This is a genomic window from Streptomyces sp. NPDC018031 (genome assembly GCF_044327625.1).
GTDB lineage: Bacteria > Actinomycetota > Actinomycetes > Streptomycetales > Streptomycetaceae > Streptomyces.
In genome coordinates, this window is the sequence record NZ_JBIRFT010000010.1 from 99,440 (window position 1) to 122,489 (window position 23,050).

At 74.6% G+C, this 23,050-nt stretch carries 21 protein-coding genes and 1 pseudogene; 10 read left to right on the plus strand and 12 right to left on the minus strand.

What is annotated here, in order from left to right; translation table 11 throughout:
• Nucleotides 1-2: 2 nt before the first annotated feature.
• From ACH4B3_RS22200 to ACH4B3_RS22235, 8 genes and pseudogenes are all read right to left on the minus strand, one after another.
• The gene (locus tag ACH4B3_RS22200; RefSeq protein ID WP_398465187.1) at nt 3-590 is read right to left on the minus strand and encodes a gas vesicle protein; all 588 of its coding nucleotides are present in this window, start codon (nt 588-590) and stop codon (nt 3-5) included.
• Nucleotides 591-633: 43 nt separating this feature from the next.
• On the minus strand, nt 634-1,818 hold the full coding sequence (locus tag ACH4B3_RS22205) for an SRPBCC family protein (RefSeq protein ID WP_398465189.1): 1,185 nt from the start codon (nt 1,816-1,818) through the stop codon (nt 634-636).
• On the minus strand, nt 1,811-2,380 hold the full coding sequence (locus ACH4B3_RS22210; protein ID WP_398465191.1) for a hypothetical protein: 570 nt from the start codon (nt 2,378-2,380) through the stop codon (nt 1,811-1,813). The genes ACH4B3_RS22205 and ACH4B3_RS22210 overlap by 8 nt, the downstream gene beginning before the upstream one ends.
• A gap of 42 nt (nt 2,381-2,422) precedes the next feature.
• Nucleotides 2,423-2,686 (minus strand): gas vesicle protein GvpG, encoded by a 264-nt coding sequence (locus ACH4B3_RS22215; protein ID WP_398465193.1) that lies wholly within the window; start codon nt 2,684-2,686, stop codon nt 2,423-2,425.
• Between the two features lie 30 nt (nt 2,687-2,716).
• Nucleotides 2,717-3,430: a GvpL/GvpF family gas vesicle protein gene (locus tag ACH4B3_RS22220; RefSeq protein ID WP_398465195.1), complete on the minus strand. Its 714-nt coding sequence runs from the start codon at nt 3,428-3,430 to the stop codon at nt 2,717-2,719.
• 4 nt (nt 3,431-3,434) lie between these two features.
• Nucleotides 3,435-3,896: a gas vesicle protein GvpJ gene (gvpJ, locus tag ACH4B3_RS22225; RefSeq protein WP_398465197.1), complete on the minus strand. Its 462-nt coding sequence runs from the start codon at nt 3,894-3,896 to the stop codon at nt 3,435-3,437.
• A gap of 33 nt (nt 3,897-3,929) precedes the next feature.
• A pseudogene (locus tag ACH4B3_RS22230) lies at nt 3,930-4,211 on the minus strand (gas vesicle protein); the annotation flags it as partial.
• A gap of 465 nt (nt 4,212-4,676) precedes the next feature.
• Complete coding sequence (locus ACH4B3_RS22235; protein ID WP_398465198.1) at nt 4,677-5,657, minus strand: helix-turn-helix domain-containing protein; 981 nt, start codon at nt 5,655-5,657, stop codon at nt 4,677-4,679.
• 98 nt (nt 5,658-5,755) lie between these two features.
• Between ACH4B3_RS22235 and ACH4B3_RS22240 the strand changes: the two genes are divergently transcribed.
• Nucleotides 5,756-6,787 (plus strand): saccharopine dehydrogenase family protein, encoded by a 1,032-nt coding sequence (locus ACH4B3_RS22240; RefSeq protein WP_398465200.1) that lies wholly within the window; start codon nt 5,756-5,758, stop codon nt 6,785-6,787.
• 82 nt (nt 6,788-6,869) lie between these two features.
• On the opposite strand, the gene ACH4B3_RS22245 is transcribed toward ACH4B3_RS22240, so the two are convergent.
• Together ACH4B3_RS22245 and ACH4B3_RS22250 are read right to left on the minus strand one after the other, a co-directional pair.
• Nucleotides 6,870-7,526, minus strand: a complete 657-nt coding sequence (locus ACH4B3_RS22245) for a maleylpyruvate isomerase N-terminal domain-containing protein (protein ID WP_398465202.1) — start codon at nt 7,524-7,526, stop codon at nt 6,870-6,872.
• A 460-nt stretch (nt 7,527-7,986) separates the two neighbouring features.
• A complete protein-coding gene (locus ACH4B3_RS22250; RefSeq protein ID WP_398465204.1) occupies nt 7,987-9,585 on the minus strand; it encodes a S8 family peptidase in 1,599 nt (532 codons plus the stop codon).
• 521 nt (nt 9,586-10,106) lie between these two features.
• Here ACH4B3_RS22250 and ACH4B3_RS22255 point away from each other — a divergent pair.
• The 3 genes from ACH4B3_RS22255 to gap all read left to right on the plus strand — a co-directional run bounded on the left by ACH4B3_RS22255 (nt 10,107) and on the right by gap (nt 15,384).
• A complete protein-coding gene (locus ACH4B3_RS22255; protein WP_398465206.1) occupies nt 10,107-13,190 on the plus strand; it encodes an AAA family ATPase in 3,084 nt (1,027 codons plus the stop codon).
• 135 nt (nt 13,191-13,325) lie between these two features.
• Nucleotides 13,326-14,282 (plus strand): GlxA family transcriptional regulator, encoded by a 957-nt coding sequence (locus ACH4B3_RS22260; RefSeq protein ID WP_398465208.1) that lies wholly within the window; start codon nt 13,326-13,328, stop codon nt 14,280-14,282.
• Nucleotides 14,283-14,385: 103 nt separating this feature from the next.
• Entirely contained in the window at nt 14,386-15,384 is a 999-nt protein-coding gene (gene gap, locus ACH4B3_RS22265) for a type I glyceraldehyde-3-phosphate dehydrogenase (protein ID WP_398465209.1), read from the plus strand.
• Between the two features lie 152 nt (nt 15,385-15,536).
• Here gap and ACH4B3_RS22270 read toward each other — a convergent pair whose 3' ends face one another.
• Nucleotides 15,537-16,100, minus strand: a complete 564-nt coding sequence (locus ACH4B3_RS22270; RefSeq protein WP_398465211.1) for a TetR/AcrR family transcriptional regulator — start codon at nt 16,098-16,100, stop codon at nt 15,537-15,539.
• Between the two features lie 83 nt (nt 16,101-16,183).
• Between ACH4B3_RS22270 and ACH4B3_RS22275 the strand changes: the two genes are divergently transcribed.
• The 6 genes from ACH4B3_RS22275 (at nt 16,184) to ACH4B3_RS22300 (ending at nt 21,852) form a co-directional block, all read left to right on the plus strand.
• Nucleotides 16,184-16,612 (plus strand): DoxX family protein, encoded by a 429-nt coding sequence (locus ACH4B3_RS22275; RefSeq protein WP_398465213.1) that lies wholly within the window; start codon nt 16,184-16,186, stop codon nt 16,610-16,612.
• Nucleotides 16,613-16,673: 61 nt separating this feature from the next.
• Complete coding sequence (gene narI, locus ACH4B3_RS22280; protein WP_398465215.1) at nt 16,674-17,525, plus strand: respiratory nitrate reductase subunit gamma; 852 nt, start codon at nt 16,674-16,676, stop codon at nt 17,523-17,525.
• A gap of 240 nt (nt 17,526-17,765) precedes the next feature.
• Nucleotides 17,766-18,008 carry a DUF6411 family protein gene (locus ACH4B3_RS22285; RefSeq protein ID WP_398465217.1) on the plus strand — a complete coding sequence of 81 codons (243 nt, stop codon included), beginning with the start codon at nt 17,766-17,768 and terminating at the stop codon, nt 18,006-18,008.
• A 251-nt stretch (nt 18,009-18,259) separates the two neighbouring features.
• Nucleotides 18,260-18,481: a hypothetical protein gene (locus tag ACH4B3_RS22290; protein WP_398465218.1), complete on the plus strand. Its 222-nt coding sequence runs from the start codon at nt 18,260-18,262 to the stop codon at nt 18,479-18,481.
• A gap of 197 nt (nt 18,482-18,678) precedes the next feature.
• Nucleotides 18,679-19,323, plus strand: coding sequence for a LysE family translocator (locus ACH4B3_RS22295; protein ID WP_398465220.1), 645 nt, complete (start codon nt 18,679-18,681; stop codon nt 19,321-19,323).
• A gap of 285 nt (nt 19,324-19,608) precedes the next feature.
• Nucleotides 19,609-21,852 (plus strand): HelD family protein, encoded by a 2,244-nt coding sequence (locus ACH4B3_RS22300; RefSeq protein ID WP_398465379.1) that lies wholly within the window; start codon nt 19,609-19,611, stop codon nt 21,850-21,852.
• Between the two features lie 151 nt (nt 21,853-22,003).
• On the opposite strand, the gene ACH4B3_RS22305 is transcribed toward ACH4B3_RS22300, so the two are convergent.
• Nucleotides 22,004-22,984: a translation initiation factor 2 gene (locus tag ACH4B3_RS22305; protein WP_398465222.1), complete on the minus strand. Its 981-nt coding sequence runs from the start codon at nt 22,982-22,984 to the stop codon at nt 22,004-22,006.
• Nucleotides 22,985-23,050 lie beyond the last annotated feature (66 nt).

Below are 23,050 nucleotides of genomic sequence, written 5' to 3' on the forward strand. Positions count from 1 at the left end.
GATCAGCTCCGGTCGTCGTCGCGGCGCCGGTCGTCGTCGCGGCGCCGATCGGCCCCGGCGGACTTGGCGCCGCGGTCCGCCTCGGCGGACTTGGCGCCGCGATCGGACGTGGCGGACCTGGCGCCGCGGTCGGACGTGGCGGTGGCGTCATCGGCGCTGCGCCTGCGCCGCCGCGGCTCGGCGGCGGACTCCCGTACGGTCTCACGGGAGCGGCGGCTGCCACTCCCGCCGTCGGTGAGTTCGGCGGGCGACTCCGCGACCCGCTGGCGCAGTGCCGTGATCTCGGCGCGCAGGCGCTGGTTCTGCTCCTCCAGCGCGCGTTCGCCGTTGGCGCGGGAGGACAGCGCCGGATCGTGCTCCCACCAGTCGATACCGATCTCCTTCGCCTTGTCGACGGAGGCGACCAGGAGCCGGAGTTTGATGGTGAGCAGCTCGATGTCCAGCAGGTTGATCTTGATGTCGCCGACGATGACGATGCCCTTGTCGAGCACGCGCTCGAGGATGTCGGCGAGGTTCGTGCTCTGCGACCCCTGGCCGTACGGATACATGCTCCGCGACGGCGGGGGGCCGGCGGCCTCAGGCTGGGACACGGTGTACTCGACCTCGCTTCCCGGAGCGGCTCGGCGTCCGCGGTCAGCGGCGGCGCGGTCGCTCGTCGAGAGGTTCTGGTTCCTCGTCGTCGTAGGGTTCCTCGTCCCGGTCGTCCTCCTCGTCGTCGTATCCGTCGTCGTCCTCGTCGTCCTCGTCGTCCCTGGCCTCGTCCTCGTCGTCCTCCCCGTCTTCGTCTTCGTCGTCGTATGCGTCCTCGTCCTCCGCCCGGTCCTCCGCTTCGTCCTCGTCCTCGTCCTCGTAGAGTTCCTCGTCGTCCCGGTCCGCGTCGCGGGCGGCCTCCTCGTCCCGGTCGTCGGTCGCCTCGTCCTCCCCGGCTTCGCCGCCTTCGGCGTCCTCGGGTTCTTCCGGTTCGTCGTCGCCGCGGACCACCTCGCCGTCGCGGATCTCCCCGCGCCAGCCGCCGGTCGCCTCGCCGCGCATCATCACGAAGGTGCGGAAGAGCTTCAGGTCCAGCCTGGTGCGCCGGCCCTGCGCGCGTACCAGCCCGCCGGTCTTCTCGACCACGCCCTTGGGGAAGTACTGCAGGACCAGCAGCACCTTGGTGAGGTTGTCGGCGAGCGGATGGAAGGTGACGACGCCCTTGGTGGTGCCCTTGGCAGCCTCCGAGGTCCAGACGATCCGCTGGTCCGGCACCTGCTCGGTGATCGTCCCCTGCCAGTGACGGCTCGCCTTGGCGATCTTCACCTGCCACTGCGTCGTGGTGTCGTCCTCCTGGTCGACGCCCACCACGCCCTTGGCGAACCGGCCGAACTCCTGGAACTGGGTCCACTGGTTGTACGCCTCACGCACCGGGACACCGATGTCGATGTCCTCGATGATGGTCAGGCTCTTGCCCGTATCGGTGGTGCCCCCCTGCTTCTTCACCCCTTCCTTCGCCTTGTCCAGCAACACGTCCTTGGCGTGCGCGGCGGTCTTGCCGAGCACCGACCCGCCCGGCGTCAGGTGCCCGCCGAGTGCCTTGCCGCCCTTGGCGGCGACACCGACCAGCTCCCGGGCGCCGAGGTGCGGGGTGTGCGCGGTGCCGAGCCGGCCCGCCGCCTCCCCCAGCCGGCGGCCCATGTCCGAGACCATCAGCTCCAGCCGGGTCTGGGCATAGGACTGGAGTTCTTCCTTCAGCCGGTCCACGCCGGAACTCTCTCGTACCTGGTCACGGACCGTGTCCGAGGTTCCGGCCGCCCCGCGCGCGCGGTCCTTGCCCTCAGCCATCGTCCGACCTCCTCGGCTTCGCTGCGCGGCCCGCGGAGCGGCCCGGGCGCTCGGCAGCCGGCTCCTTGCGGGCCCGGCCGGAGGCGCTCCCTCCGCTGCCCGAGGAGGAGCCGCGCCGGGAGGAGGATCCTGCACGGCGCCGGGTGCTCTCGGCGGACCGCTCGGCGGGTTCTCCGGCCCCGGTGCCGCCGTTCTCGTGCTCATCCCGCTCGTCCGGCTCGTCCCGCTCGTCCGGGCTCTCTTCCGCCGGCCCGGCATCGTCCGCGCGACCCGACTTCGTCCGCATCTCCTCGGTCCGCTGGTGCAGGGCGTCGGCCATGCTTCCGGCCTTGGCGGTCAGCACCGACGACGCCGCCGCCTTGCCGGCGTTCGTCAGCTCGCCACGGACCTGCTCGTTGAGACCGCTGAGGATCGGTGACTGGCTCAGTGCCTTCCCCAGTTGTCCGGACCTCAGCCGGGAGCCGGCCAGCATCATGCCGACCCCCAGGGCGGCCCTGGCCTTCTTCCGGCGGCCGAGCACATAGCCGCCGATGAGGGCGGTGCCGATCTTGGCGTTGTTCATGGCGCTGTCTTCTTTCCTCGCCCGTGTCTTTCCTCGCCCGTGTCACGGTCCGCTGGGTGAGCCCTGCCCGAGCTGATAGGCCCTGATCTCTTCGAGGCGCCGCAGCAGTTCGTCCTCCCGCCGGTCGAACTCCTCGTCGTCGATGTCGCCCTCCTCCCGGGCCCGCTCCAGCTTCACGAGTGCCTCCTGCACCGGTGCGGGGTCGTAGTACTCGTGCTCGGCTTCCTGGACGACCTTGTCGAGCACCCAGCCCACGCCCCTGACCGGGGCGAGGGGCGCGGTCAGGATCGCTGTCACCAGTCCCACACTGCCTCCCTGTCACCGGCGATGGACGACTCAGGTGAAGCTGTACGGCGGCAGGGGCCCGCGGAGCCGCAGCTCCACGTCCTCCCCGTACCGTTCCGCCAGCTCCCGGCCGGCGCCGACGAACTCCTCCGCGCGGTCGGCGTCCACCAGGTACGAGACGTTGACGAAGTACTGCTGCGACGGCGGCGACAGCTTCTCCTCGCGTACCAGCGGCCGCAGGGCCGCCACGATCTCGGCGGCGAGCGCTTCCTGCCGGCTCTGGACCTCCTGGGCCAGCAACTGGCCGAGCGCCACCCGGTCGTCGTAGCTGCCGCCGCCGTCCCGCGTCGCGTCGTTGAGCCGGCGCGCCTCCGCGGAGTCCTCGAGTACCGCACGCAGTACCGAGTCCTCGTCCTGCACCCCTTTGACGTTGAACTCCACCCGGCCGGTGAGCTCCTCGAGGGACTGCCGGAAAGCGTCCGCACGCTCGTCCAGTACCGAGCGCACCGCATCCTCGTCGTCGGCCACGAAGCCGAAGCTCAGGGGCAGGGTGGTGCCGTCGGCCCACAGGCGTTCCTGCACCTCGTGGTGCGCCGACACGTCCCGGCGGCCCACCGAGAGGTCTTCCGGCGCCTCGCTGACCACGGCGCTCAGCGTGTCACCGCGTACCGCACGCAGCGCGGCCGGCTCCTCCCCCACCCCGGTCAGGCCGTCCAGACGCAACGGGTGGGAGGCGTCGGTGATCGCATACACATACAGCGCCATCGGCTCACCGCTCCTCCCGGCGCCGGCCGGAGCGGCGCTCCCGGCCCCGCTCCGCGGACTGGCGCTCTTCTTCGGGTACGGCCTCACGGCCGCCCCGGGTCTCGTCGGTGCGCCCCTGCAGGGAGTCGGTGAACGCTTCCACCGCGCCCGTCAGCGCGCCCTTGCTCTTGCCCTTCGCCCCGCTCTCCACGCTTCCCTCGACGATGTCCGTGAGCTGGGCCGGGGCCTTGCGACCGGACTCCAGGTCCAGCCGGTTGCAGGCCTCCGCGAAGCGCAGGTAGGTGTCGACGCTGGCCACCACGACCCGGGCGTCGATTTTGATCACTTCGATGCCCACCAGCGAGATGCGGGCGAAGACATCGATGACCAGCCCCCGGTCGAGGACCAGTTCCAGTACGTCGTAGAGGTTTCCGGATCCCCCCGCAGGCGCGGGGACGCCCCCGCCGCCCTGCGGCATCACAGTCACCGTGCACTCCTTTCCGCAGGTCCGCCGGACCGGTCAGCGCTTGTCCCGGTCGATCTGCGCACGCGTGTAACGGCGCCCGCGCTCGTATGCCAGCAGCTGGCCGGCCGGGTCCAGTACCACCTGGTAGCTGGCCATCACGCTGGTCGTCTCGGGAATCCGCTCCAGTTCGAGCACCTCGACCTCGGCCTCCCAGCCCTGTTCGGTCGGCTTGATGGAGGAGACCGATTCCGGCGGCCTGCCGAGCAGTTCGCTGAGCTGCTCGGCGGCGTTGCGCATGGCCTTGGCGGCCGACACGCGCTCCTTGGCAGGCGCCTGATCGGAGGTTTTCGCTTCGTCCCGCCCACGGTCGCTCGTGGTGAATCACCTTCTCGACTGTTCACCCACCATCATCCCTCGCATCCCCGCCCCGCCCAAGCGGAGGGGGTGGGGCGGGGAGCCCGCCGCCCTGCCGTGGCGGGCGGAGTGTCCCTGAACCGGCCGTCAGCCCCCAGGAGCGGTTCCCGGCCTGCCCATCGATTGCATGGCGGAAGAGGTGGATGACCAGGGATGAGAAGGTGTGCACTCCGGAAGCCGGCCGCGAGGGAAGAGGCCCGGACCGACCGGCACGGCGACCGCTGACCGCGGCGGGGCGGGCGGCGCGGGGGCACCGCACGGGGGCCTACCGCCGCCGCGGACCGCCGGGACACGGGCCGTCCCCGGGGGCCGCCGGAGAGCCGGGGGCGGGGCGACGCGCCGGGCACCGGGCCCGCCGTCGGCGTGCGGGGCCGGGCGCGGGCCGGCTCAGTGCCGCCGGGGCCGGCGGCCGTCCTCCGGAGCCGGGCGGCCCCGCGAGCGGAACGTGCGGCGGTAGGTGTCCGGGGGGACGCCGACGGTGCGGTTGAAGTGCCGGCGCAGGGTGGTGGCGGTGCCCATGCCGGTGGCCTCCGCGACCAGGTCGACGCTTTCGTCGGTGGTCTCCAGCAACTCCTGGGCGCGGCGGATGCGTTGGGTCAGCAGCCACTGCAGCGGGGTGGTGCCGGTGGCCGCCCGGAAGTGGCGGCCCAGATGGCGCGAGCTCATGCGCGCCTGGCGGGCCAGGTCCTCCACCGTCAGCGGCTGGTCGAGCCGTTCGAGCACCCAGGGGAGCAGCGCGCCGAGCGGGTGGTCGTCCTGGGCCGGCACCGGAGTGGTGACGAACTGGGCCTGCCCGCCTGCCCGGTGCGGCGGCACGACCAGCCGGCGGGCCGTGGCGTTCGCGACCGACGAGCCGTGGTCGAGGCGGACGAGGTGCAGGCACAGGTCGAGTGCGGCGGCCTTCCCGGCGGAGGTGAGCACGCTGCCGTTGTCCACGTAGAGCACGTCCGGATCGACCTCCACCCGGGGGTGGCGGGCGGCCAGTGCCTCGGTGTGCGCCCAGTGGGTGGTCGCGCGCCTGCCGTCCAGCAGCCCGGCCGCGGCCAGCACGAAGGCGCCCGTGCAGAGGGAGGCGACCCGCGCGCCCGCCTCGTGGGCCGCGCGCACCGCGTCGACCAGGTCTGCGGGCGGGTCCCGGTCGACGTCGGCCCAGCCCGGGACGATCACCGTGTGAGCGTGCCGGAGCCGGTCCAGTCCGGCGTCGGGCTCCAGCAGGAACCGGTCGAAACGCACCGGGCCGGTGCCGCAGACCCGCAGGTCGTACCAGGGGACGGAGACGGCGTCCGGGGCGGATCCGAAGACTTCGTACGCCACGGAGAGTTCGAACTGCAGCATCCCGTCGGTGACGGCCAGCGCGACAGAGGTCATGTCCGTAATTGTACGCGTCATGTCGTTCCAGACACTCCCGGCGGAGGGCCGGCCCGGACAGGATGGTCCCAGTCGATCAATCGAGCACGGGAGAATCCATGGCATCGGGGCACGAGGTGGCGGTCTACGGGGCGTACGGCCACACCGGACGGTTCGTGGTGGAGCAGCTGCGGGAGCTCGGGTTCGTCCCGGTGCTCGTCGGCCGCGACGCGGACAAGCTGCGCACGCTGGCGGCGTCCGGCCCCGGGTTCGAGACCCGCCCGGCGGCGGTCGACGATCCGGCAGCGCTGGACCGCGCGCTGGCCGGCACGGCGGCGGTGATCAACTGCGCCGGTCCCTTCGCCGCGACCGCCGGCCCGGTGATCGAGGCGGCGCTGCGGGCCGGTATCCCGTACGTGGACGTGGCGGCCGAGATCGAGGGCAACGCCGACACGTTCGCGCGGTACGCGGACCGGGCCCGCGAGGCCGGCGCGGTGATCGTCCCGGCGATGGCGTTCTACGGCGGTCTCGGCGACCTGCTGGCCACCGCGGCGATGGGCGACTGGACGTCGGCCGACGAGGCACACGTCGCGTACGCGCTGAGCAGTTGGCACCCCACCGCCGGCACGCGGGCGGCGGGCACGGTCTCCCGGGAGCGGCGGGACGGCCGGCGGGTCCGCTACACCGGCGGGCGGCTGGAGTACGTCAGCGACGCCCCGCCCACCCTGGACTGGCCGTTCCCCGCCCCGGTGGGCACCCGGAGCGTCATCGGTGAGTTCACCATGGCCGACGTCGTCACCCTCCCCAGCCATCTGGCCATCCCCGAGGTCCGCACCTACATGACGGTCGAGGCGGCCCGGGACGTCCTGGCCCCGGACACCCCGGCGCCCGCCCCGGTCGACGAGCGGGGGCGGTCCGCGCAGACCTTCCTCGTCGACGTCGTCGTGCGGTCCGGCGGCACCGAGCGGCGCGCGGTGGCCCGGGGCCGGGACATCTACGCCGTCAGCGCGCCGCTGGCGGTGGAGGCGGTGAGCCGCATCCTCACCGGCCGGACCAGGAAGGTCGGGGTCGCCTCGGCCGGCGACGTGTTCGACGCGCCCGACTTCCTGCGCGCGCTGGCCCCGTACCTGTCCGTCGAACTGCCCGGGTGACGGGCGGGACGCCGCCGCGGCGCGCCGGGCGGCCGTGGCGGGCGGGGGCACGGGCGCGCGGCCGGCCCCGTCCGGCACACGGTCAGCCGACGACGAGCGGGAGCCTGCCGGCCAGCTCGCCGAGCGCGGCCCGCTCCGCGTCGGTCGGGGCCCGTCGCCCGGTACCGACCAGCAGCGCGTCCCGGTCGGCGAACGACGCGGGGAACGCGGCCCCGGCGATCCCTTCCAGCAGCTCGCGGGACCGGGCGAGCGCCGCCGCGGAGGGGCCCGCGGCGTCCGGGAGGTGCGCGACCAGGTCGAGGTGGTGCAGGGTCCACTCCAGGACGTACGCGGCGAGGTAGTCACCCGCGGTGAGGACCACGTCACGGGTGCTCACCCGCAGCGCGGGATCGGCGAGTCGGGCGGCCCGCCCGGCGGCGGACCCGACGTCGTCGAGGTGGAACTTGAGCAGCCGGGGTTCCTGGTACGCCGCGGCGAGCCGGACGGTCAGCGCGTCGAGCGGGTCGTCACCGGTCGGCGGTGTCCCGGCGACCTCCCAGTAGGTCACCGCGTCCCTGGTCGGTTCCGAATCGGCGGGGGTGGCCAGGGTGATCAGGACGTCCTGGGCGTCGATGATCAGGTGGCACACCAGGTCCCGGACGAGCCAGCCGGTACAGCCGGACGGCTGCGCGAAGTCCTCGTCCGAAAGCTCGGCGACCGCCGTGCGTAACGCCGTCCACGAAGGTGAGAAGAGATCCACACCCGCACCGTAGTGCGGTGCCGGAAAACCGGACAAGCGCTTTGCGCGGACCCGCGCGGCCGGCCCCCGGCCGCGGTCCGCTCCCCCGCCGCGGCGCACCGCGGGCCCGCCCGGATTCCGGCCCGTACCGTGCCGCCGCCGTGCCGCCGCCGGCCGCGCGGGCCGGGAGCCCGGAGGTCCGGGTGCCGGTGCCGGACTCGCGGCGCCGACCGTACCGGCGCCCGTTCGCCGCGCCGGATCCGGCGGCCCCGGGTGCGGTGCGGGCCGCTGTCACGGCCGGGTACCACCTCGCCGCCGCGGCGGAGGCGGGTGGGAGCACCGGGAAGGCGGCCCCGCGGGTGGGGCGGTGAGCCGCGGGTGCCGGGCGTCGGCGGACGCGGCGTGCGGTGCGCGCGGGCGCCGGTCCGCCCCGGGGGAGCGGGACGGACCGGCGCCGAGGCGCGGGGGCGGCGGTGGCGGGTCAGAACTGGAGCGACCAGCCGTTGATGTAGCCGGTGTCGTTCACCCAGTTGTCGTTCACCCGGAGCTTCCACGTGCCGTCGGCCGCTTCGGCGGAGGCGTCGACGGTGTAGGTGGCCTGCACGTGGTCCGCGCCGTCGTTGCTGTCGTGGTCCTTCAGCAGGTGGCCGGTACCGTCCGGGGCGACGAGTTCCACGCGCAGGTCGCCGCGGTAGGTGTGCCGGATGTCCACCGTGACGGACAGTCCGGCCGGGGCGTTGCCGCCGACACCGGAGACCGCGACGGGGGACTCGACCGTGGCGTTGTCCCTGATGGTGACGTCCGCGGTGGACTCGAATCTCGGGCCGGTGGGCGGGGTGGTACCGCCACCGCCGGTGTAGAGCAGGCGGTTCGGGGACCCGGTGCGGGCGTCGGAGATCTTGTCCGGGGTGGCGTCGGCCACCAGCTTGTCGCGGACCTGCGCCGGGGACCAGCCCGGGTTCGCCGAGAGCAGCAGGGCCGCGGCGCCCGCCGTGTGCGGCGCGGCCATGGAGGTGCCGCTCATCGACTGCGTGGCGGTGTCACCGGAGTTGGACGTGGAGACGATGCCGGAGCCGGGCGCGAAGATGTCGAGGCAGGATCCGTAGTTGGACCCCTGGCCGTTGCTCCACCCGGTCGAGCGGGCGTCGGCGCTGTCGGTGGCCCCCACGGTGATGGCCGCGGGGGTGGAGGACGGGGAGTACTGGCAGGAGTCCGCGTTGTTGTTGCCGGCCGCGACGACCCAGGTGACGCCGGAGGATATGGAGGCGGCCACCGCGTCGTTGACCGACTGGGTCCTGCCTCCGCCGATGCTCATGTTGGCCACCGCGGGCCGCACCGCGTTCTTGGTGACCCAGTCGATGCCCGCGAGCACTGGGGCCCAGGTGGAACCGGAGTTCCCCTGGCAGTTGAGAACCCGCACACCGACCAGCTTGACGCCCTTGGCGATGCCGTGCGATCCGCCGCCGACCGTGCCGGCCACATGGGTGCCGTGGCCGTGGCAGTCCGCGGCGTTGGAGTCGTTGTCGATGAAGTCGTAGCCGCTGACCGCGCGGCCGCCGAAGTCCCGGTGGGTCGTGCGGATGCCGGAGTCCACGATGTACGCGGTGACGTTCGAGGCGGTGGTGGAGTAGGTGTAGCGGTTGTCCACCGGCCGGTCCCGCTGGTCGACGCGGTCCAGCCCCCAGGAGGGCGGGTCGGGCTGGGTGTCGACCGCGTAGGCCACCCCGTCGGCCTCCACCCGGGCCACGGACGGTTCGGCGGCCAGCTGCTTCGCCCGTTCCTCGGTCATCTTCACCGCGAATCCGCGCAGGGCCGCCGTGTAGGTGTAGCGCAGGCTGCCCGCGTGCCGCTTGGTCAGTGCCTTCGCCGAGGCGGGCACGTCGGTGCGGGCCACCGAGTCCTTGAAGGTGACGATGTAGGAGCCTTCGACCGCCCCGGGGCGGTCCGCGCCGATGATGCGGCCCTCGCCACCGCCGGGCGGTACGGGGGCCGCCCCGGCGGTCGTGGCGGCGCCGATCAGCAAGGCGGCGCCGGTGCCGACTGCGAGCACGCGCCGGAGGGCGCGAGCGTCGAACTCCATGGTTTCTCCCTTGAGAGCGGTCCGGTCCCGGCCCGGGTCCGGAGGCGGCACATCGCGGAGTCCTCGGCGCGATCCCCCGCCGGGGGATCGCGCTTCGGCGAGACGGCGGAACTGATGTCGCGAGCACGACAATCGGGTGCCGGGTCCCGGCGTCCGCGAATGGGGGGTGCGCCGCACGGCGTGGGGTTCCGCGCGGCACGGGCCCGACCACGCCGGACGGCCGCCTGGCAGCGGCCGCCCCCTCGCCCCTTCGGTCCCGTGGCCGGGCCCGCTGGGTACGGGGTCGTCGTCGGACCGTCCGCAGCTTCGGCCACCCCACCGGAGCCCGGCAATCCGTAGCGGCTACCCAAAGAGTGCCGGGCGGCGCGCGGCCCGCCGGGCGCCCCGCGGTGCGGCTCCGGCGACCGCCATTGCCTAGGTGGTCGACCCCTATTGCCGCCGCGGTCGCCGACCGGTAGACCACCTGCGCACGGGCGTCGGAGTACGGACGGACGGGATGCCCCGCAGTGGAGGAGGAACCCGTGGACGGACCTGCCCGCGCCGACGAGGGGCCCCGCCGCGACGGGTCCGCGCACACCACCGGGTTCGTGGGGCGGGGCGCGGAGGCCGCCCGGCTGCGCGCGGCGCTGGTCCGGCCGCCGTGCGTCGTGGTCGTCCGCGGGGCGCCCGGGGTGGGGACCTCCCGGCTGGTGGACGAGGTGCTCGCCGGCCCGGAGCCCGGCGGCCTGGTGGTCCTCCGTGGCACCTGCCCCGACCTGCGGCAGGACGTCCCCCTGGCCCCGGTCGCGGACGCGCTGGCCGGACTGCCGTGCCGCCCGGAGGTACCGCTGCCGGCGGTGACCGGGGTGGTGGGCACCCTGGTGCCCGAGCTGGTGGAGTGGCTGCCGGAGCCGCCCGGGACGGCGGCCGGATCCGGAGTGCGGCGCGCCCTGCTGCGGCGCGGGGTGCGCGCCCTGCTCGCGGCGCAGGGGCCCGCGGTACTGGTGGTGGAGGACGTGCACCGGGCCGACGAGGAGACCCTGGACCTGCTCCACGATCTGCTCGCCGCGATGCCGCCGCAGCTCCGGCTGGTGGTCACCGAACACTCCGCGCCCGGGCTGCCGGTCCTCGGTGTCCGGGCTCCGCACCACGTCCTGGTCGAGGAGGTCGCGCTGGAGCCCTGGACCCCCGACGAGACGCGGCAGGCCACGCGGCGGTGGCTGGGCGAACGGGCGGACGAACCAGGGCTGTCGGAGCTGGTGCACGCGCGCACCGGCGGGCTGCCCGGCGCGGTCGAGGCGCTGCTGGGCGCGGTCCGCGAGCGGGGCGCGCCGCCGAAGCCGCTGCCGGCCGCGGTCCGCGACGCCGAGGTGCCGCCCCGGCTCCGGCGCGACCTGGCCCGGCGGCGCCAGGGGCTCACCGACGACGCGCAGCTGATGGTCGAGGCGGCGGCGGTGCTCGGCCGGCCGGTGTCGGTCGGCGACCTGGCCGAGGTGGCGGGCATCGAGGCCGGGGCCGCCGAGCGGGCCGTCGCCCTCGCCGTCCGCCGGTCGGTGCTGCGGGCCGACCGGCCGCAGCCGTCGTTCCGGCACCCGCTGGACCACCAGGCCGTACTGGACGGGGTGTCCGCGCCGCGGCTGGCCTGGCTGAGCCTGCGCGCCGCGCGGGTACTGCACCGGGGCGGCGGCCCCCTGCCGCTCGCCGACCTGGCCCGGCTGTACCGGACGGCCGGCCGGGTACGGGAGGGGCTGCGCTACCTCACCGCCGCCGCGGACCGGGCGGCCGCCGAGGGCGACCACGCGGCGGCGACGACCCTGTACACCCAGGCCGTCGCGGAGGATCCGCGGCCCGCCGGCCGCGTCCGCACCGCTGCCAAACTGGCCCGCACGGCACAGCCGGCACGAGCCGACGAGCGGGTGGTGAGCACCGTACGGCGGGTGCTGGAGGAGGACGATCCGCCGCCCCGGCTGCGCGGCGAGATCCGCCTCCAGCTCGGCATCCTGCTGCGCAACCAGAGCGGAGCGGCCCTGGACAGCCTCAACGAGATCGCGCGGGCCATCCCCGACCTGGAGGTGTCCGATCCGCAGACCGCCGCCCGGGCCATGCTGGTCGCCGCCATCCCGTCCATCAAGGGCTGGCCCGTCAGCCGCCACCGGGCGTGGCTGGAGCGGGCCGAGGCGCTCGCCGGGCAGGTGACGGACCCGGTGGCCCGGGCGGCGGTGGCCGCCAACCGCGCCACCGCGCTGATGCTGCTCGGCGACCGGGGCGCGTGGTCCGCCGCCGAGGCGCTGCGCCGCCCGGCCGCGTCCGCGCTGGAGGCCGCGCAGTGCACCCGGGGCTGGGCCAATCTGGCGCACGCCACCGCCGCGCTCGGCCACACCGGGCGGGCATGGGACTTCCTGACCCGGGCCGCGGCCGGGCTCGCCGACTCCAGCAGCCCCTATCTGGAGGGGCTGACCGAGACCGCGCGGCTGGTCCTCTGCTGGCACGAGGGCCGCTGGGCGGACCTGCACCAGGAGGCGGACCACGGCACCCGGCTGTACCGGGAGATACCCGACCTGGCCGCGGAGGCCATGCTGGTGCGCGGGCTGACCGCGCTGCATGTGCTCGGGGACGTCCCCCGCGCCCGCCGCGACCTCGCCGAGGCCGCCGGCGTCACCCGTTTCGACACCGGCTTCATCCTCACCGCGTCGGCCGCCGCCCTGGCCCGCATCCACCTGGAGGCAGGACGGCCGGGGCAGGCGAGCGAGGCCGTCGAGGCCACCTTGCACCGGTTGGAGCAGACCGGCGGCTGGGTATGGGCAACCGAACTCCTCCCCACCGCCGTGGCAGCGTTGCACGGCAGCGGCCAGGCAGCCCGGGCGCGCCGGCTGGTCGCCGAGTTCGCGGCCGGGATCCGCGACCGTGACGCGCCGGCCGCCCGGGCCGCGCTGTCCGTCTGCCGGGCACTGCTGGCCGAGGCGGCGGGCCGTCCCGGCGAGGCCGCCGCCCTGCTGGCCGGGGCCGAGGAGGAGTGGCGGCGGCTGCGCCGTCCCTTCGACGCGGCCCGCGCCGCGGAGGCCGGCGGGCGGTGCCTGCTCCAGGAGCACCGGGAGCACGGCGGCGGGGGGCGGCTCGTGGAAGGCGGCAGCAGAGAGGACGGAGAAGGCGCAGAAGACGGGGAAGGCGGGGAGCTCCGGGAGGACAGCGGGCAAGGGACGGCAGGAGTGGACGGGGGTGGCCGGGAGGGGCCGGACCGGCAGCAGGCCGCGGTGAGCACCATCCACCGCGCGATCGAGGTCTACCGGCGGCTCGGGGCACGCTGGGACGTCGCCCGCTGCCACCGGCTGCTGCGCCGTCACGACGTGGTCACCACCCACCGCCGCGGCCGTCTCGGCTACGGCGACCGGCTCTCCCCTCGCGAGCAGGAGGTGGCCCGGCTCGTGGTGCAGGGGCGGGCCAACCGCGACATCGCCGAGAGCCTGGTGCTGTCCACCCGCACCGTCGAGCACCATGTGGCGCGCATCATGCGCAAGCTGAACGTGTCGTCCCGCACCGACATCGCCGCCGCGCACGCGCGGGCCGCGCTGCTCGCCGGGGACGGGGACGGGGACGAGGGGGCGCGGAACCGGCCGGACGGGAGGTAGCCGCCCGCCCGGTCCGAGCGCCGTCGGCGCGGTGCGGGCCGCGGTCCGGACCACGGCCCGCACCGGGCGCCCCGGGCCCGGGTCGCCTGCCACCGCCCGGCGGGTCCCGACCGCGCCCTGCGTACCCTGTTCCCCGTGTCACCTCTCCACCTGCACCGTGTCGCCGTCCTCGTGCTCGAGGGGGCGAAGCCGCTCGACGTCGGCATCCCCGCGCAGGTGTTCACGACCCGCGCGAGCATGCCGTACGAGGTGCGGTTGTGCGGTGCGGTGCCCGGTCTGGTGACCGGCGGCGACGGCCTGTCGTACCACGTGGCGCACGGCCTCGACGCGCTCGGCTGGGCCGACACCGTCTTCATCCCCGGCTACCGGTTCCCGGACCGCGAGGATCCGCCACCGGCCGTCGTGGACGCGCTGCTCACCGCCCACGACCGGGGCGCGCGGCTCGCCGCGATCTCCACGGGCGCGTTCGCGCTCGCCGCCACCGGCCTGCTGGACGGGAAGCGTGCCACCACGCACTGGCATTACGCCCGGGCGCTCGCGGCGAGGCATCCGCTCGTCCGGGTCGACGAGAACGTCCTGTTCGTCGACGAGGGCAGCGTGCTGACGTCGGCCGGGGCCGCCTCGGGCATAGACCTGTGCCTGCACGTGCTCCGCGGCGACCTCGGGGTCGCCGCGTCGAACCACGCGGCCCGCCGCCTGGTGGCCGCCCCCTACCGCAGCGGCGGTCAGGCGCAGTACGTGCCGCGCAGCGTGCCCGAGCCGCTCGGCGAGCGGTTCGCCGCCACCCGGGAATGGGCGCTGCACCGGCTCGGCGACCCCCTCACCCTGGAGTTGCTCGCCCGGCATGCGGCGGTGTCCCCGCGCACGTTCTCCCGGCGGTTCGTCGAGGACACCGGCTACACCCCGATGCAGTGGGTCATGCGGGCCCGGGTCGACCTGGCGCGGGAGTTGCTGGAGCGTTCGGAGCGGAGCGTCGAGCAGATCGCCGCCGACGTCGGCCTGGGCACCGGGGCGAATCTGCGGCTGCACTTCCAGCGCATCCTCGGCACCACCCCCAGCGAGTACCGGCGGACCTTCACCCGGGGCGAGTAGCCCGCCGCCCGGTGGCGTGATCCTTTTGAACCGTGGCACTCACGCCGCTGCCACCGGCGGTCGGCGCACGCGATCGTGGTGACGAACCGAAGGGACACCACTCATGACCCGCATCGCCATCAACGGATTCGGCCGCATCGGACGCAATGTGCTGCGCGCGCTGCTCGAACGCTCCAGCGACCTCGAGGTCGTCGCCGTCAACGACCTCACCGAACCCGCCACTCTCGCGCGGCTGCTCGCCTACGACTCGACGGCCGGCCGTCTCGGCCGGCCGGTGACCGTGGACGGGGACGTCCTCGTCGTCGACGGCCGCCGGATCACCGTGCTGGCCGAGCGCGAGCCGGCGCAGCTGCCGTGGGCCGACCTCGGTGTCGACATCGTGCTCGAGGCGACGGGCCGCTTCACCTCGGCCGCGGCCGCCCGCGCCCACCTCGCCGCGGGCGCGAAGAAGGTGCTGGTCAGTGCGCCGTCGGACGGTGCGGACGTCACGCTGGCGTACGGGGTCAACACCGACGCGTACGACCCGGCCGCGCACACGATCGTCTCGAACGCCTCGTGCACGACCAACGCGCTCGCGCCGCTGGCCGCGGTGCTCGACGAGCTCGCCGGCATCGAGCACGGCTTCATGACGACGGTGCACGCCTACACGCAGGAGCAGAACCTGCAGGACGGGCCGCACCGCGACGCCCGGCGCGCCCGCGCCGCCGGTGTCAACATCGTGCCGACCACGACCGGCGCCGCCAAGGCGATCGGCCTCGTGCTGCCGAGCCTCGACGGCAAGCTGTCGGGTGACTCGATCCGGGTCCCGGTGCCGGTGGGCTCGATCGTCGAGCTCAACACGACCGTCGCCCGCGACGTGACGCGCGACGAGGTGCTGGCGGCGTACCGGGCCGCGGCGGAGGGGCCGCTGGCCGGCGTCCTCGAGTACTCCGACGACCCGCTGGTGTCGTCCGACATCACGGGCAACCCGGCCTCGTCCATCTTCGACTCGGCGCTCACCCGGGTCGACGGGCGCCACATCAAGGTGGTCGCCTGGTACGACAACGAATGGGGCTTCTCCAACCGCGTCATCGACACGCTGGAGCTCCTCGCCGCCGGCTGAACGCACGGCGGGGCGGCCCCGGCCATCGGGGCCGCCCCGCCGGAACCCGCTTCTGGGGGACGCCCGGCTCGGCCGGGCGTCCCCGTCGTGGCCCCCGCGCGATGCTCGGGGGCCACGGCCGTGCCCGGGTGTTCAGCGGTGTTCACGGCTGTTCACGGCTGCTCGAAGAGCCGCCGGATGACAGCGCGGGCCGCGGGGCCCGGGTCGGCTCCGAGATCGGCGGGGAGTGCGCCGCTGAGCCACAGGGTCGCGAAGCCGTGGACGATGGACCAGGCCGCCAGTTCGGCGGTCTGACGGTCTTCCTCGGTCCCGGCCGGGACCGAGGAGGCGAGTGCGGCCGCGAGCCGCTGCTCGGCCCGGTCCCGCGCCGCGGCCACGACCGGATCGTCCGCCTGGTACAGCCCCGGCTGGAACATCAGCTCGAAGTGGGCGCGGTGCGCGGCGGCGAACCGCACATAGGCCACCCCCGACTCCAGCAGGTCCTCCCCCGCCGCGTCGAGCGCGCCGGCGAGCAGTTCGTATCCCTGAGCGGCGAGTGCGGTGAGCAGCCCGGTCTTGTCCCCGAAGTGGTGGGCGGGGGCCGCGTGGGAGACACCGATCCGGCGCGCCACATCCCGCAGGCTGAGCGCGGCGACCCCGTGGTCCGCGATGGCCTGGGCGGTCGCGTCGAGCAGCGCGACGCGGAGGTTTCCGTGGTGATACGGCCGAGCAGTCATGCCATCACCCTATCTTGCCATTGACAAGATGGCACCGGGCGCGCAATCTGGACAGTGGAAAGTTCGAGAACCGGAGGTGCGCCATGGAACCCCTGATCGCACTCGTCGCCGGGTTCACGGGAGCCCGTCTGACCGGCCTGGCGGGGGTGGACGCCCTCGACGGCTGGCATCCCGCACTCCGCGTCGGACTGGCGCTGATGTTCCTGTTCACCGCGTCCGCACACTTCCAGGGCAGGCTACGCAGGGAGCTCATCGGCATGGTCCCGCCGCGGCTGCCGCGGCCGGGGCTGCTCGTCACCGTCACCGGGATCCTGGAGGTGGCCGGCGCGACCGGTCTGCTGATCCCGGTGACCGCGCCCTGGGCGGCGGCGGGCCTCGGCCTGCTCCTGCTCGCCATGTTCCCGGCCAACGTCTCGGCGGCCAGGCGCCGGGTGGCCCAGGGCGATCCGCTCGGCCCCCGCAGCGCGCTGCAGGCCGTGTACGTCGGAGCGGCGGTCCTCCTGGTGCCCTGAGAGGAGACCCGGGCGCGTCATCGGCTCGCGGCCCGCTGTGGACGTGGTCGGGAACGGCGTCATGGGCGTGGTCGGTCAGGGCCATACGCAGCAGCTCCAGGGCCGCCCGGTGTTCCTGCAGCAGCGCCCGGCCGGGCCCCGGGCCACCGCCCTGTGGGGCGTCCTGCCCTACCTGGTCCTCGTGCTCCTGGTGAACGGCAGCGCCTGGCGCTACCGCTACGACCGGTTCGGCTTCACCACCCGGTCCAGCCAGCTCCACGAACACCGGCTGCTGCGCGTCGGCAGCCCGCTGTTCCACTACGGTCTGCTCTTCGTCGTCGCCGGGCACGTCGTCGGGCTGCTGGTCCCCGAGTCCCTGACCGAGCGGCTGCACATCGGCGAGACCCTCGACCACGCCAACTCCCTGGTGCTGGGCGGCGCCGCGGGCCTCGCCGCGGTCGCCGGACTGGGGCTGCTGCTGTACCGGCGGCTGCGCGTTCCCGCGGTGCGGGCGTCCAGCACCCGCAGCGACCGCGCCGTCCACCCGCTGCTCGCCGCGGTGCTGGTCGTCGGGCCGGCCGCCACCGCCTCCGGGGCTCGCCCGGACGCCTACGACTACCGGGAGGGCGTGTCGGTGTGGTTCCGCAGCCTGTTCGTCCTGGGCCCCGACGTCGCGGCGATGGCCCGTGCACCGGCCGTCTACCAGTGGCACGCGCTGCTCGGCATGGCCCTGTTCGCGCTGTGGCCGTTCAGCCGGCTGGTGCACGCCTTCACCGCGCCCCTCACCTACCTCGCCCGCCCCTATGTGGTCTACCGTTCCCGCACTCCGGCGCGGCCCTACCGGCACCTGGCGCTGCCCGCCCGGCCCGGACCGCACCGGCCGCGCGGCGACGGGCGGGCGGCGGCGCGGCGGCCAGGAGGCCCGCGCCCGTAGTCCGCCGGGCCGTTCGGCCGCCCGGCGGCCGGACCGATCGGCGGCCGGAGCGATCGGCGGCAGGCCGGTGCGGCGACGGCAGTGCCGGGCCCGCTCCCTCGGTCGGCCCGGGCCTTCGGCCGGAGCCCCGGGCCGGCTCCGAGCCCGGTTGCTCCCGCGCCGTCGGGGAGCGCCGCCGCGGGCATGCGCCGGGTGGGCAGGGGCAGGCGATACCCACCCTCGTGACGAAGGAGCCCCCTCATGGTGATCGTCGGTGTCATCGCGCTGTGTGTCGTCCTGGCCTTCCTGGCCTTCCTGCTCCCCAGGCTGTCGCGCCACCCCGAACGCGGCACCCAGCGCACGCTGGGAGCCGGAACGCGGGCCGGCGGCAAGGCCCCCGGCCTCCTGGGCCGGATCCTGAGCAAGCCATTCCGCAGCAGTTCCAAGGCCGTGAGCCGCAGCGGGTCCGCCGGCCGCCGGGCCCGCCGCCGCATGCCGTTCTGACGGGGCCGGCACCGGGGCGGCGACCGCAGTCGGTGCCGGCCCCGGTGGCCGGAACCCCGCTCCCGCCGTGGGTGCGGGATCATTTCCCGGCGGCCGGGACGAGGCCGGGGAAGCGGTTCGGCACGGGCCGGGCCGCGTACCGCGCGGCACCGGCCCACCGTTCCTCCGAAGGCCGCACCCGCCGGGAACACGTTTCCGAAACCGGGCTCGGGCAACGCGAGATGAGACACCCCCTCTGGAAGGAGCCCACCGTGGCCCTCCTCTCTCTCCTGCTGCTCCCGGCCCTGCTGGGCGGTCTCGTCATGCTCGGGCGCTACGAGGAGCGCATACTGGCCGACCCGTCGGCGCCCCGCCACGCCGCACCGAAGAAGCGCCATCTGCACGCGGTACCCGACACCGGGGCCGCCCGGACCCGCCACCTCGACGGGCCCCGCTCGCCGGCCGGTTCCGCCGGGGACGAACGCGCCGCCTGAGACCCGCCGGCCGGGCCGCCCGCACCTCCCCGGGCCGGACACGCGCCGTTTCTTCGGGGCCGGACCGGAAACCGGTCCGGCCCCGAAGAAACGGCGCCCCGGCATTACCGGCATGCGGACGGGACTGGAGCCGACGGGCCGTCGTCTGTTTGCATGGCTCCCGGAAATCGCTCCGGGTTCCAGGAGGTGACGGGCGCATGGTGTCCACCGAGAGCATCCTCGCGTTCGCGGCGATGTCGCTGCTGGTGATCGTGGTCCCCGGGCCCAGCGTGCTGTTCGTGATCGGCAGGGCCCTCGCCTACGGCCGCCGCACGGCGCTCGCGACGGTGCTGGGCAACCTGGTCGGCTCCTACCTCCTGGTGATCGCCGTCGCCTGGGGCCTCGGCTCGCTGGTGGAGAGTTCGGCGGCGGTGTTCCTCGGGGTCAAGCTGGCCGGCGCGGCGTATCTCGTCCACCTCGGGGTGCGGGCGTACCGGCACCGCCGGGACCTGCGCGCGGCGGATGTGGCGGCCCCGCCGGGTGAGCGGCGCGGCGACCTGCGCACGGTCCTGGACGGCGTCTTCGTGGGCGTCACCAACCCGAAGGGCATCGTCTTCTTCGCGGCGGTGCTGCCGCAGTTCGTGGACCACTCGGCGGGCCATGTGCCCGTGCAGATGATGGTGCTGGGGCTGGTCCCGGTCGCCATCGGCCTGATCACGGACACCCTGTGGGGGCTGGGCGCCTCGGCCGCCCGTGCCTGGTTCGCCGGCTCCGACCGCCGGCTGTCGATGGTCGGAGGCGCCGGTGGCCTCGCCATGATCGGACTGGGCGTGACGGTGGCGACGACGGGCCGGACCGACTGAGGGTTCCCGCAGCGGAGGATCCCGGCCGTCCCCGGTGCGCACGGGCCTGCCGCGGACACGCGCGCCGCCCAGGCGGATCACCCGCGTGCCCCGCGAGGCTTCTCCAGGTCTCCTGTGCTCCCGGGCTCGTGTGCTCCCGGGCAAGAGAAAAACCCCGGCCATTTTGACGGTCGGGGTGTTCGTCTGGAATTATCGTTGATTTCCACGCCCTATGCAATTTCAGGGCACGAAGAAGCTTTACGACGTCATGATATCCGGGCGGGAGAAGAATTGTCAAACGAGGAATTGCGTCAGGAGCAGGAATTCACCGATCGGCTCCACGAACGCCTCGACGCGCTGCGGACCCGGGCCGAGGCGGCGGTACGGGCGGCCCTGTCGCAGGACGCCCACACCTTCCAGGCGCGGCTCGAACGCGATGTGCTGGTGGCCGAGCAGTCCGGACTGCTGGCCGCCTTCGACAGCGGTGAACGCGGCCTGTGCTTCGGCCGGCTGCTCTTCCGCGACGGGCGCGACCACCACATCGGGCGGATCGGCGTCCGGCTCGACGACGCGGACCGCACACCGCTGGTGATCGACTGGCGGGCGGACGTCGCGCGGCCGTTCTACCTGGCCACCGGGCACACCCCGATGGGGCTGCGCCGCAGGCGCCACCTCACCACCGAGGGCCGCCGGGTCACCGCGCTGCACGACGAGATCCTGGACCTCCACGACCCCCTCCGCACCGGCCACGAGGGCACCGACGCGGACGCCGTGCTCCTCGCCGCGCTGGACTCCGCACGCTCCGGCCGGATGCGGGACATCGTGCAGACGATCCAGGCCGAACAGGACCGGATCATCCGCGCCCCGCACCGCGGCGTCCTGGTCGTGGAAGGCGGCCCGGGCACCGGGAAGACGGTGGTCGCGCTGCACCGGGCCGCCTATCTGCTGTACGCGCACCGGGAACACCTGGCCCGGCGGGCGGTGCTGGTCGTCGGCCCCAATCCGACGTTCCTCGGCTACATCACCGAGGTGCTCCCCGCACTGGGCGAGACCGGGGTACTGCTCGCCACCCCGGGCGAACTGTTCCCCGGCGTGCGGGCGACCGGAACCGACACCCCGCGGGCCGCCGAGGTCAAGGGCCGGTCGGCGATGGCCGACGTGCTGCGCCGCGCCGTCCGGGACCGGCAGACCCTGCCCGACCCCGTGATGGTGATCGAGCACGAGGACGGCGAGCTGCTGCTGGACGCGGACATGGCGGCCGAGGCCCGCCGCCTGGCGCGGGAGACCGGGCTGCCGCACAACCTGGCCCGCCCGCACTTCGCGTTCGCCCTGATCGACGCGCTCACCGCGCAGCTGGTCGACCGGATCGGCGCGGATCCCTACGGGGGGCCGAACCTGCTGGGCCCGGACGACACCGCCCAGCTCGCCAAGGCGGTCGCGGCCTCCCCGGAGGTGCACGCGGCCGTCGAGGAGCTGTGGCCACGGCTCACCCCGCGGCAACTGGTCGCCGACTTCCTCGCCGAGCCGTCGCACCTGCCGGACGCGGACGCCGAGGCGATCCGCCGCACCGGCGGCGCCTGGACCGTGGCGGACGTCCCGCTGCTGGACGAGGCGGCCGAACTGCTCGGCCGGGACGACTCGGCCGAGCGGGCCCGGGCCGAGGCCGAGCGGCAGGAGCGGATCGCGTACGCGCAGGGAGTGCTGGACCTCTCCTACGGCTCCCGGACCCAGGAGTTCGAGGACCGCGACGAGGAGGACTCGGAGGTGCTGGCCGCCCATGACCTGGTGGACGCCGAGCGGCTGGCGGACCGGCACGAGGAGGCGGACCACCGCAGCGCCGCGGAGCGTGCCGCCGCCGACCGCACCTGGGCCTTCGGCCATGTGATCGTCGACGAGGCGCAGGAGCTGTCCGCCATGGCCTGGCGGCTGCTGATGCGCCGCTGCCCCACCCGGTCGATGACGCTGGTCGGCGACCCGGCCCAGAGTTCGGAGCCGGGAGCCTGCGGCAGCTGGGAAGCCATCCTCGCGCCGTACGTCGGCGACCGCTTCGAGCACCTGCGACTGGACGTCAACTACCGGACCCCGGCCCGGCTGATGGAGCTGGCGGCGGAGGTGGTCCGGGCCGCGGACCCCGCCTTCGAGCCGCCCCGCTCGGTCCGCTCCACCGAGGCGACGCCCTGGGCGCTGCGCACCGGCGACCTGCCCGGGGCGGTCGCCGACGCCGTCGCCCGGGAGACCCCCGAGGAGGGCCGGCTCGCGGTCATCGCACCGGACCGGCTCCACCAGGCGCTGGCCGCCGCCCTCCCGGACGGCTGCGCCGCCGACTCGCCCGACCTGACCCGCGCCGTGGTCCTGCTGACCCCGCGCCGGGCCAAGGGCCTGGAGTTCGACTCGGTGATCGTGGTGGAACCGGCCGAGTTCGGCACGGCGGAGCTGTACGTCGCGCTCACCCGGGCGACCCAGCGACTCGGGGTGGTCCACACCGGCGCGCTGCCGGCGGGGCTGGGCGGTCTGTCCCGGCCGGAGGAGAGCGCCGGCCCGGGCCGGTGAACCGGATCCGGGGCGGCCCGCGCCGGGGCGCCGCCGTGGTGCCCCGGGCCGGCCCGCCCCCGCCCGGAGCGGACCGGCCGCCGGCCCGGCCGCCCGCGCGGACCCCGCCGGGCCGGGCGCCCGGCGGCCGGGCGGGCGGCGCCGGGGCCCGTCACTCCCGGTCGAGTACCCGCCGCTCCGCCTCCTCGACCAGCAGCCGGGCGCCCGGGTCGCCGCCGTGCGCGCGGACCGCCGCGCGAACCAGTGCCAGGTGGAACAGCGCCGGGGCGCACGGCGCCCAGGACCGTGTCCGGTGGAGGAAGGTGAGCACCGCTTCGGGATCGGCGGGGGTGAAGGCGTAGGCGTCGTGCTCCCACTTGTCCTCCACGCCCTGGCTCCAGCGGGCCCGCAGCCGCTCCTCGTCGAGGTCCTCGAGGACCGCGCGGAAGAACACCGCCCACTGGTTGTTCAGCAGGTCCAGGCCGAAACCCAGGAGTTCCAGGTCGACCCGGTCGAAGGCCTGCACCGCCAGTTCCTCCCGCAGCGCCCGGCGTGCCACCCGGTGCAGACTGATCTCGCCGGACGCCGGCAGGTCGTGGTGGGCGGCGAGGCCCTCGTTGGCCGAGGAGTTCCACCGGGAGGCGTTCGGGCCGGCCACCTTGGCGCTGCGCCGGGAGAACAGCATCCGGCCGTCCTGCGCCGTCTCGACGGCGACGTTCACGCCGAGGCTGCAGAACATCCACGGCGGGGCGTCCAGCGGGTCGGCGTCCTCCAGATACTGCTTCCGCAGGGTGGAGCCGTTGCGCAGTCGCCGGCCCAGGTTCAGCGAGGTGGTGAGGAAGTCGTAGTAGTCCGCGTCCAGCAGGGAGACGGTGACCAGCGGCTCCTCCCTGGTGTGGGTGCGTGCCACGACCAGGCTCTCCACCGCGAACCGTGGGTTGTTCCACCGGAACGGTTCGCCGGCGGCCTGTTTGCGTGCCTCCTCGTCGGCGATCTCCCGCCGCCACGCCCCCAGTTCGTCGGGGAACCGCACCCGGCGACCGGTGTGGAGGACGCGCACGTTCTCTTCCGTGAGCGGCCGTGTGCCGTCACCCTCGTAGAGGTGGCAGTCGGTCTTCCTGCCGACGACCGAGAAGCGGTCCCGATAGGCCATCAACTCTCCTGCCGCTGGGCTATGTTGACCAGACTAGCCGTGCGTGGCGGAGTTCGGGTACCGGGC